Here is a 9,765-nt window from a genome sequence, read left to right as displayed (position 1 = left end):
TAGTAGCCGACGGTGAAGCGCTCGCGCGTGTGCTTCGGGCTCTCGATCTCATCGAGGACCGCGACCGCGAGGTCCGCACCGGAGATGAACGACTCGCCCTCGGCATCCGTCACGAGCACATCTCCGCCGTCGCGGTACTCGCCCGTACGCTCCCCCGGGTTCCACGCGCCGAAACCGCCGGCGGGATGGATGTAGAACCAGTCACGGCCCTCGTCCTCGCTCTGCAGATCTTCGAGGATGCCGATGGCCTCCAGCGCCTCGGCCTTGAACTCGTCGGGGAACCCGGCGTCGACGAGGCGCGGTCCACCGGGGGCGACGAGGCTTCCGCCGGCACCGCCGACGACGCCCAGGCGCACGGTCTCGGGGAGGGTCGCGTTCAGCGCCTCGACGTTGGGACGGACGAGACCCTCCATCTCGCCGCGCGGCGAGACGGCGACCACGACGACGTCGACGCCCTGCAGCTCGGTGAGCAGGCTCGGCACGTCGAGGATCGTGCCCTCGATGTACGCGACGCCCTCGACGCGGTCGGCGGCGACCTTCCGCGACACCGAGAGGACGTTGTGCCCGCGTGCGGCGGCCTCGGCGACGATGTGGCGACCGGCGTAGCCGGTGCCCCCGATGACGGCGATGTTCGACATGATGCTCCCCTTCGGACGGCTTGCGGAAGATGCTGTGCTGCGGATGCCTACTCGGACGCGGCTCGGATGGTCGAGACCTGATACAGCGCGACCGATGCGGCGATGCCGGCGTTGAGCGACTCTGCGGCGGACGAGATCGGGATCGACACGATCTGGTCGCACGTCTCGGTCACGAGACGCGAGAGCCCCTTGCCCTCGGAGCCGACGACGATGACGACGGGACGGTCGGCGAGCTCGAGGGTCGGAAGCGCGACGTCTCCCCCGCCGTCGAGACCCAGGACGAACACGCCCTGCTTCTTGAACTCCTTGAGCGTCGTCGTGAGGTTCGGGGCCATCGCGACGGGAACGCGCGCGGCAGCGCCGGCGCTCGTCTTCCACGCGGCGGAGTTCACCCCCGCCGACCGGCGCTGCGGGATGATGACGCCCTGCCCGCCGAAGGCGGCCGTCGAGCGGATGATGGCGCCGAGGTTCCGGGGGTCGGTGACGCCGTCGAGCGCGACGAACAGCGGCGTCTGCCCGCGGGCGATGACGTCTTCGAGAAGGTCCTGCGGGTGCGCGTACTCGTACGGCGGGACTTTGAGCGCCACGCCCTGGTGCACGCCGTCGAAACCGGCCATGCGGTCGAGCTCGGGGCGCGTGACCTCCATGACGGGGATGCCGCGCTGCGTCGCGATCGACAGCATCTCCTTGACGCGATCGTCCATCTCCACCCGCTGCGCGATGTAGAACGCGGTCGCGGGGATGCGGGCGCGCAGCGCCTCGAGCACCGAATTGCGCCCCGTGACGTTCTCGGTGTCGTCGCCGGCCTTCGCGCGGCCGGAGCGGTTCGGATTCGACCCCTGCCCCTTCGCCCCGCCCGGGCGTCCCTTGCCGCCCGCCGCGGCGTAACGCTCGGCGGCCGCCTTGCGCTTGCCGGCGACGTGCCAGCTGCGGTCCTCGGCCTTCGGGGTCGGCCCGCGGCCCTCGAGCGCCTTGCGCCCGTTCCCGCCGGTGCCCTTCGTGGGGCCCTTCTTCTTGCCCTTGCCCGCGGACGGATTGCCCGGCTTAGCCACGGTTCACACTCCAATGGGTCCCCGAGGGACCGTCTTCGAGGGCGATGCCCGCCGCCGCGATCGCGTCGCGGATGCGGTCGGCACCGGCCCAGTCCTTGTCGGCGCGCGCCTGGGCGCGCTGCGCGATGAGCGTCCGGACGAGAGAGTCCAGCGCCTGCGTCTCTGCGGCGTCTCCGCCGTCCTGCCACTGCGGATCGGCGGGGTTCAGACCGAGGATGCCGGTCATCCGCCCCACCTCGATGAGCGCGCGCGCCGCGGCATCCGTGTCTCCGGCATCCAGCGCGGCGTTCCCCGCCCGCACCGTCTCGTGCACGACGGCGAGCGCCTGCGGCACCCCGAGGTCATCGTCGAGCGCAGCGGCGAACGCGGCCGGCAGGTCGGCGGCGACGAGCGGCGTCGCCGTGCCGAGGACCCGCGCCGCCCGCTCCTGGAAGGTGCGGATGCGTCCGACGGCGGACTCCGCCTCGGAGAAGGTCTTCGGGGTGATCTCGAGAGAGGAGCGGTAGTGCGCGGCGGCGAGCGCGTAGCGCACGACGAGCGGGTCGTTGTCGGCGAGCACGTCGCCCGCGAGCAGGAAGTTGCCGAGCGACTTCGACATCTTCTGGTCGCCGACGGTCACGAGCCCGTTGTGCAGCCAGTACCGTGCGAAGGCGTCGCCCGCGGCGGTCGACTGGGCCAGCTCGTTCTCGTGGTGCGGGAAGCGCAGGTCGATGCCGCCACCGTGGATGTCGAACTCGGCGCCGAGGTAGCGGCGCGCCATCGCGGAGCACTCGATGTGCCAGCCGGGGCGGCCAGGGCCCCAGGGAGAGGGCCAGACGGCGTCGGCGGGCTCGTCGTCCTTGGCGGCCTTCCAGAGCGCGAAGTCGTGCGGATCGCGCTTGCCGCGCTCCGCACTGTCGGCGGAGGGCTCCATGGCGTCGACGCTCTGATGCGTGAGCGATCCGTAGGCCGGCCACGACCGGACGTCGAAGTAGACGTCGCCGTCCTGCGCGTAGGCGTGACCGGCGTCGATGAGCGTCTGGATGAGCTCCTGCATCTGCGGGATCGACCCTGTCGCGCGCGGCCCGTACGTCGGGGCGAGGATGCCGATGGCGGCATACGCCGCAGAGAACTCGCGCTCCATGCGATAGGCGAGCGCCCACCACGGCTCGGCCGCGGTCGCGTTCTGCAGCACCTTGTCGTCGATGTCGGTGACGTTCCGGACGAAGGTGACGCGCCCGTACGTGCGGGCGAGCCAGCGGCGCAGCAGGTCGAACGCGAGCGCCGCGCGCAGGTGATGGATGCCGGGCCCCGACTGCACCGTCGGTCCGCACACGTACATGGTGACGTTCTTCTCATCGAGCGGCGCGAAGTCGCGCAACGCCTGAGCCTGGGTGTCGTAGAGCCGGACCGTCACCTCACCAGCCTACCGGCGGGCCCGGTTCGTTTCGGGAAACACATCTGCGCTAGACCTGAAGAGTGCTGTCCGTGATCGCCGTCCTCGCCGCCGCCGTGCTCTTCGGGACGACGGGAACCGCACAGGCGCTCGGGCCGGACGGCACGACGCCCCTCGCGGTCGGCGTCGTGCGCATGGTCCTCGGCGGCACCGGGCTCGCACTCCTCGCCTTCACGCTGGGGACGGCGCACCGTCGGCGGCGTGCCGGGAGCGCGCCTCCGGCGTCCACGAAGGTTCGCACGGATCGCCCGCGGTTCGGCATCCGCCCGCTCCTGCTGATGACGCTGACCGGCGTGTGCCTCGCGGTGTACCAGCCGCTCTTCTTCCTCGGCACGGCCCGCAACGGCGTCGCGGTCTCGACCGTCATCGCGCTCGGCTCGGCGCCGGTGCTGGCGGGGCTGCTCGAGTGGGCGCTCACCCGGCGTCCCCCCACTCCCACGTGGGTCGGCGCGACCGCGCTCGCGACCGTGGGGGTGGTGCTCCTCGGCATCGGCGGGGGCGGTACGGCCGGAGGCACCGACCCCGTCGGGGTGGCCGCGGCCATCGGGGCGGGAGCGTCGTTCGCGGTGATCGCCAACGCGCAGCGGCGCCTCTTGGATGCCGGGTGGGATGCCTTCACGGTGGTCGGCGCGATGGGGGCGAGCTCGGCGCTCGTCAGCGCCCTCGCACTGCCCTTCGTCGACATCTCGTGGCTCGACGACGCGCGCGGTGTCGCGATGGCCCTGTGGCTGGGCCTCACGACGATCGCGGTCGCCTACGTGCTGTTCACCTGGGGCCTGCAGGGACTGTCCGCCGCGACCGCGGCGACCCTCACGCTCGCCGAACCCCTGACGGCCGCGCTCCTCGGCATCCTCGTCCTGGGTGAGCACCTCTCGCCGCTCGCCGTGGCGGGCCTCCTCGTGCTGGCCGCGGGGCTGACGCTCCTCGCGTGGGGGTCGCGGCGTCCGCGCGATCCCGCACCGTACGCCGTCGAGGCGTGACGGGCAGGCTCAGGCGGGGTAGACGACCGCGACGGCGAACGCCGCAACGCCCTCGCCGGCGCCGGTGAACCCGAGGCCGTCGGTCGTTGTCGCCGATACCGTGACGGGAGCGCCGAGCGCCGTGCTGAGAGCGACCTCGGCCTCCCCGCGTCGCGCCGCGAAGCGCGGGCGGTTCGCCTGCACCTGCACCGACACGTTCCCGATCGTGAAGCCCGCCTCTGCGATGAGCGTCCGCGTGCGGGCGAGGAACGCCGCCGCGTGCGCCCCGGCGTACTCCGGCTGATCCGTGCCGAAGTGCGTGCCGATGTCGCCGAGCCCCGCCGCGGCGAGCACCGCATCGACGATCGCGTGCGCCACGGCATCCCCGTCGGAGTGCCCCGACAGCGCCCGTTCACCCGGCCAGTCCAGACCCGCGAGCCAGAGGTCGCCGTCGCCGCCGAACGCGTGCACGTCGGTGCCGACACCGACGCGTGGGGCGACGGACCGGGGCGCGGGCGACGGGGCGGCGGACGCCGGCGCCAGCAGCGCGCGGGCGCGCTCGAGATCGGCGGGCGTCGTGATCTTGAACGCCCGCTCGTCGCCGGGCACGGTCCACACTTCGACACCGGCGGCCTGCACGAGCGCCGCGTCGTCGGTGTGGTCGGCGGATGCCGCGGCATACGCGGCGTCGAGCACGCTCCGGCGGAACCCCTGCGGCGTCTGGGCCGCGGCGAGCGTCGAGCGGTCGACGGCCTCGACGACGGCGTCGGCCTCGACGCGCTTGATGGTGTCGACGACCGGAAGCACCGGAAGGACGGCGTCGTGCCCGCTCTCGAGCGCCGCGACGACGCGCTCGAACACCGCGGGCAGCGTCAGCGCGCGGGCGGCGTCGTGCACGAGCACGCGCTCGACGTCGGGCCAGACGGCACCCAGGCCCGCGCCGACCGACTCCTGACGGGTCTCGCCGCCGGCGACGACGGTCACGAGGTCGCGGCGCTCCCCCGCGGCGGCGAGCGCGTCGGTGAGCGCATCGCCGACGCGCGCGGCGGGCGCGACGACGATCACCTGCGCGACGGGGCCGCGGAACACGCCGTCCAGCGCGTGGCGCAGGATCGTGTGGTCGTCGAGACCGACGAACGCCTTCGGTGATCCCGATGCGAGACGGGTGCCTGCGCCGGCCGCCACGACGATGATCGCGAGATGCGGAACCGGGATGAGGGCGTCGGTGGTCATGCCTGCGACCCTACCGACTGCGCGACGGGCTGACGCGCGAACCGGCGGTGGCGCAGGAGCAGCACCGCGACACCGAGGAGCACCGCCCCCAGGACGGCGCTCCCGAGGCTCAGGAACCACTCCATGACGACGAACGGTGGGATGAACGCGCACGCCCACGCGAGAGCGACGACCCCGGGGGCGGGGGTGGCGCCCAGCGTGCCGAGGGCCTCCCACCTCGCGATCAGCAGCGAGAGCGCGAGGACGGCCGCGAGGACCACGACGAACATCAGCGGGCGCGACCACCACCAGGCGGGGGATGCCGGCTCCGGTGCGGCGCCGGGGATCAGCAGCGTGAGCCCCGTGATGACGAGGATCACGGGGAGATGCCAGAGGTAGATCGTCATGAGCCTCGAGCCGAGCACGAACGAGAAGCCGCGCACCCAGCGCACCCGCATCACGCGCTCGAGCGCCGGGCGGAGCAGGCACAGGATGCACGCCTGCGCGACGCCGAGCAGCACGAGGGGCAGCGTGGGCGGGTTGAGGTTGCCGAGCATCGAGGTCGAGTACGGCCCCCATGCCGTCAGCGGCCACAGGAGCGCATAGCAGAGCGCCGCGATCGCGACGAGGGCGAGCGCACTGCGCCGCGCGAACCAGCCGTCGCGGTACCAGAACCCCAGCTGCTGGGCGAGGGGCCACACGAACAGCAGGTTCAGCAGACCGATCTCGGAGATGCCGGTCGAAAAGCGCAGGGCATCGACGGCGACGACACCGGCGAGCAGCCCGAGCACCGTCGCACGCGGCGCGCGCGCATGCAGGCCGACCATGAGCGGTACGAGCGCCTGGCACAGCAGATAGGCGGCGAGGAACCACAGCGGAGACCCGGCGCCGACCGCCGCCGCGGCCACGAGATCGGAGGGGGCTCCGATCAGCACCGCGACGCTCAGCACGACGGCGAAGAACACGAACAGCGGCCACGCGGGCTGCGCGAGTCGGAGCGTTCGCGTGCGGACGAATCCCGCGGCATCCCCACCGCGCCGCCGCCACGACTCCCACCCCGCCGCCGACGCGAATCCTCCGACGACGAAGAACAGCGGCATGACCTGCCCGACCCACGTCGCCGCGTCGAACCACGACTGCTCCTCTGCGGGGCGCGACGTGACGAGCGCGCCGTCAGGCCCCCGCCCGATGCCCACCTGGAGCAGATGAATGACGATCACCAGCAGCACGCATACGATGCGTGCGAGATCGAGCGTGAGGTCACGACCGGCCAGATCCGGCGACGTCTTCGTCGTGGAAGGAGCACTCATGAGTGCCATCATGGCGCACCCGCAAACGGATGCCGGGAGCGTCAGCTCGCGAGGACCTCGTCGAGGACGCCGGAGGCGTGCTCTTCGTCGGCCTTCAGGGCGAGGGCGATCTCGGAGACGAGGATCTGGCGTGCCTTCGCGAGCATGCGCTTCTCGCCCGCAGAGAGACCACGGTCCTGATCGCGGCGCCACAGGTCGCGGACGACCTCGGAGACCTTGATCACGTCACCGGAGGCGAGCTTCTCGAGGTTCGCCTTGTAGCGGCGCGACCAGTTGGTCGGCTCCTCGGTGAACGCGGCGCGGAGCACGTCGAAAACGCGCTCGAGACCGTCCTTGCCGATCACGTCGCGAACGCCGACCAGATCGACGTTGTCCGCGGGGACCTCGATGATGAGATCGCCCTGCGTGACGTTCAGCTTCAGGTACTTCTTGGTCTCGCCCTTGATGATCCGGTCTTTGACCTCGATGATCGTCGCGGCGCCGTGGTGCGGATAGACGACCGTCTCGCCAACCTCAAAAAGCATGCAGTTATGTCCTTTCGGCAACCTCAAGGATACCACAGGCGACATACGCTAAGGTTCGCCGGTTGACCGGCAGCGACGCGCCGCGGACGGGCTCTGCGCGCACCCTAGAATGGTGACGCACCGTCATCGACGGCCACTCGCCGCACTCTCCCAGGAGGACCCGTGAACACGCGCCGCCTCGCGCCCGTCGCCCTCGCCGCCGCCGTCCTGCTGGGCGCGACCGGCTGCAGCATCATCTCCCCGCAGGCGACGACGATCCAGTACTCGGCGGCCGACGGCGTCAACATTCCCGACTCCGGACCGGTGAAGGTCCGCAACGCCCTCCTCGTCACGAATGACGAGGGCACGGCCGCCAACTTCATCGCCGCGCTCATCAACGACACCGACGAGCCCCAGCGCATCGTCGTCGGCATCGACGGCAAGACGGCGAGCCTGCGCGTTCCCGCGCGCACGAGCCTCAGCCTCGGCTTCGACGGCGCCGAGCCGCTGCTGCTCTCCGACTTCGACGGCCAGGCAGGCAACGACGTCGAGATGAGCTTCCAGTCCGGCGACGGCGAAGGCGTCGTCCACTCCGTGCCCGTCCTCGACGGCACGCTACCCTACCTCACCGACTTCGTCCCGGCCGACTGACCCGGCGACGGATGCCGCCGCGCAGGTCTCCTGCAACGGCTCACCTCCTGCAGCGATTCAGGCGTCGAAGCGGTACCCGAGCCCCCGCACCGTCAGCAGCATCGCCGGCTCGGAGGGGTTCTCCTCGATGCGCGAGCGGATGCGCTTGATGTGGACGTCGAGCGTCTTCGTGTCGCCGAAGTAGTCGCTCCCCCACACGCGGTCGATCAGCTGGCCGCGGGTCAGCACCCGCCCGGCGTTGCGCATGAGCACTTCGAGCAGCTCGAACTCCTTGAGCGGCATCGGGGTCACCGCACCGTCGACGGTGACCGTGTGCCGGTCGATGTCGATGACGACTCGTCCGCCGTCGACGATGCGCTCCTCGACCTCGATGTCGGGGGTCGCCGTCCGCCGCAGCACGGCACGCATGCGCGCCAACAGCTCGCGTGACGAGTACGGCTTCGTGACGTAGTCGTCGGCGCCGAGCTCGAGGCCGACCACGATATCGACCTCCGAGTCTTTGGCCGTCAGCATGATGATCGGCGTCTTCGAGGTCGCACGGATGACGCGGCAGACCTCCGTCCCCGGCACCCCGGGGAGCATGAGATCGAGCAGCACGATGTCCGCCCCGCGCGCCGCGAAGGCGTCGACGGCGGACGGCCCGTCTTCGGCGATCTCCACGTCGAACCCCTCCCGACGCAGCAGGTAGGCGAGCGGGTCGGCGAGGTCGGGTTCGTCCTCGACGATCAGAACGCGGGTCATGCGGACTCTCCCTTTACCCGCGTGGTGGTGCGGGTGCTCTTCTTCTTGGACTTCTTCTTCTTCCGACGGTCGTCAGCCGAGCCCTCGGGCGCGGCGATCGCGGGAAGGCGCACGGTGAACGTAGAGCCGCGTCCCGGACGCGACCACAGGTCGACCTCGCCGCCGTGCCGCTGCACGGCGTACTTCACGATCGACAAGCCCAGCCCCGTCCCGCCCGTGCGGCGCGACCGGGCCTGGTCGGCGCGGTAGAACCGTTCGAACACGCGCTGCTGCTCGCCTTCGGGAATGCCGATACCCCGGTCGGTGACCGCGATCTCGACGACGCCGTCGTGCCGCCTCACGCCGACACCGACCTGCGAGCCCCGCGACGAGTACGCCACCGCATTTGCGACGAGGTTCGCGATCGCCTCGGTCAGCACCTGCACGTCGCCGCGCACGTACGCGCCGCGGTCACCGCCGCGCGAAACGGCGATGCCGGCCGCATCGGCGGGGATCGCCTGCGACTCGATCGCCGCGGCGACCACCTCGTCGACCGAGACGTCACGCAGTTCGGTGAGGTCGTCGGCGGACTGCAGACGGGAGAGGTTCATGATGCGCGAGGTGAGCTGACCGAGGCGCGCCGCCTCCGCGCTCAGGCGGGACGCGAAGTGCCGCACCTGATCGGGATCATCGGCGGCGGAGTCGATCGCCTCGGCGAGGAGCGTGACCGCGCCCACCGGCGTCTTCAGCTCGTGACTGGTGTTCGACACGAAGTCACGGCGCATCTCCTCGACGCGCTCGTGCTCGGTGATGTCGCGGATGACGATGAGGGTCAGGCGCGGCGTGATGACGCTCGCACGCGCCGAGACGAGGCGCATCTCCACGCCGCGCCGAAGGCGGAGGGTGCCGGTCTCGGCGGCATCCGATCGTCGCGCGGTGCGCACGAGGGTCCGCAGCTCATCGCCGGGGAGCGAGTATCCCTCGACCATCCCGAACAGTTCGGCGGGCGCCGACGCGGCGACGATCTGCAGCGAGGCATCCACCACCACGGCCGCCTCATCCATCCCCTGCAGCACCGCGCGGGCGCCGTCGGGCAGTTCGACGGAGGACTCGACCCGCACGCGATCGCGGGTGCGCACGGCGAAGAGCATCAGCGCGGCGACACCTCCGCCGATGAGGGCGCCGACGACGAGGGCGACGATCGCCAACTGCGTCGAGTCCATGGTCCCAGCGTAGGGTGGCGCGAGAGCGGACACAGACCGTTACTGTGGCTCCCTGGGCAGCT

General features: G+C 71.4%; 10 protein-coding genes. 2 read left to right on the top strand and 8 right to left on the bottom strand.

The features are described 5' to 3' along the window. From ACRVYW_RS07795 to cysS, 3 genes are all read right to left on the bottom strand, one after another. A partial coding sequence (locus ACRVYW_RS07795; protein WP_431803315.1) for an NAD(P)-dependent oxidoreductase occupies window positions 1-638 on the bottom strand: 638 nt, incomplete at its 3' end. 47 nt (window positions 639-685) lie between these two features. Next, window positions 686-1,690: a 23S rRNA (guanosine(2251)-2'-O)-methyltransferase RlmB gene (rlmB, locus tag ACRVYW_RS07790; RefSeq protein WP_431803313.1), complete on the bottom strand. Its 1,005-nt coding sequence runs from the start codon at window positions 1,688-1,690 to the stop codon at window positions 686-688. Then, complete coding sequence (gene cysS / locus ACRVYW_RS07785) at window positions 1,683-3,086, bottom strand: cysteine--tRNA ligase (protein ID WP_431803311.1); 1,404 nt, start codon at window positions 3,084-3,086, stop codon at window positions 1,683-1,685. The genes rlmB and cysS overlap by 8 nt, the downstream gene beginning before the upstream one ends. Before the next feature lie 62 nt (window positions 3,087-3,148). Between cysS and ACRVYW_RS07780 the strand changes: the two genes are divergently transcribed. Beyond that, window positions 3,149-4,105, top strand: a complete 957-nt coding sequence (locus ACRVYW_RS07780) for a DMT family transporter (protein WP_431803309.1) — start codon at window positions 3,149-3,151, stop codon at window positions 4,103-4,105. A gap of 9 nt (window positions 4,106-4,114) precedes the next feature. On the opposite strand, the gene ispD is transcribed toward ACRVYW_RS07780, so the two are convergent. Genes ispD through ACRVYW_RS07765 form a run of 3 tightly spaced genes read right to left on the bottom strand, consistent with a single transcriptional unit; the run spans window position 4,115 to window position 7,130 of the window. Beyond that, window positions 4,115-5,317, bottom strand: coding sequence for a 2-C-methyl-D-erythritol 4-phosphate cytidylyltransferase (gene ispD, locus ACRVYW_RS07775; protein WP_431803307.1), 1,203 nt, complete (start codon window positions 5,315-5,317; stop codon window positions 4,115-4,117). Further along, complete coding sequence (locus tag ACRVYW_RS07770) at window positions 5,314-6,606, bottom strand: acyltransferase family protein (protein ID WP_431803305.1); 1,293 nt, start codon at window positions 6,604-6,606, stop codon at window positions 5,314-5,316. The genes ispD and ACRVYW_RS07770 overlap by 4 nt, the downstream gene beginning before the upstream one ends. A 41-nt stretch (window positions 6,607-6,647) precedes the next feature. Further along, the gene (locus ACRVYW_RS07765) at window positions 6,648-7,130 is read right to left on the bottom strand and encodes a CarD family transcriptional regulator (protein WP_336625283.1); all 483 of its coding nucleotides are present in this window, start codon (window positions 7,128-7,130) and stop codon (window positions 6,648-6,650) included. 162 nt (window positions 7,131-7,292) lie between these two features. Between ACRVYW_RS07765 and ACRVYW_RS07760 the strand changes: the two genes are divergently transcribed. Continuing rightward, entirely contained in the window at window positions 7,293-7,760 is a 468-nt protein-coding gene (locus ACRVYW_RS07760; RefSeq protein WP_431803302.1) for a DNA modification methylase, read from the top strand. A gap of 57 nt (window positions 7,761-7,817) precedes the next feature. Here the strand turns inward: ACRVYW_RS07760 and ACRVYW_RS07755 are convergent, their stop codons facing one another. After that, window positions 7,818-8,501 carry a response regulator gene (locus tag ACRVYW_RS07755; RefSeq protein WP_431803300.1) on the bottom strand — a complete coding sequence of 228 codons (684 nt, stop codon included), beginning with the start codon at window positions 8,499-8,501 and terminating at the stop codon, window positions 7,818-7,820. Continuing rightward, entirely contained in the window at window positions 8,498-9,703 is a 1,206-nt protein-coding gene (locus ACRVYW_RS07750) for a sensor histidine kinase (RefSeq protein WP_431803298.1), read from the bottom strand. The genes ACRVYW_RS07755 and ACRVYW_RS07750 overlap by 4 nt, the downstream gene beginning before the upstream one ends. Window positions 9,704-9,765: the final 62 nt, after the last annotated feature.

This window comes from Microbacterium sp. bgisy203 (assembly GCF_965345155.1).
GTDB lineage: Bacteria > Actinomycetota > Actinomycetes > Actinomycetales > Microbacteriaceae > Microbacterium.
This window is presented reverse-complemented; position numbering and strand designations above follow the sequence as displayed.

Bases quoted from the DNA above. Each gene is read 5' to 3' on its own strand.
- ispD (WP_431803307.1), bottom strand. From the start codon at position 5,317: ATGACCACCGACGCCCTCATCCCGGTTCCGCATCTCGCGATCATCGTC.
- ACRVYW_RS07770 (WP_431803305.1), bottom strand. From the start codon at position 6,606: ATGAGTGCTCCTTCCACGACGAAGACGTCGCCGGATCTGGCCGGTCGT.
- ACRVYW_RS07765 (WP_336625283.1), bottom strand. From the start codon at position 7,130: ATGCTTTTTGAGGTTGGCGAGACGGTCGTCTATCCGCACCACGGCGCC.
- ACRVYW_RS07755 (WP_431803300.1), bottom strand. From the start codon at position 8,501: ATGACCCGCGTTCTGATCGTCGAGGACGAACCCGACCTCGCCGACCCG.
- ACRVYW_RS07750 (WP_431803298.1), bottom strand. From the start codon at position 9,703: ATGGACTCGACGCAGTTGGCGATCGTCGCCCTCGTCGTCGGCGCCCTC.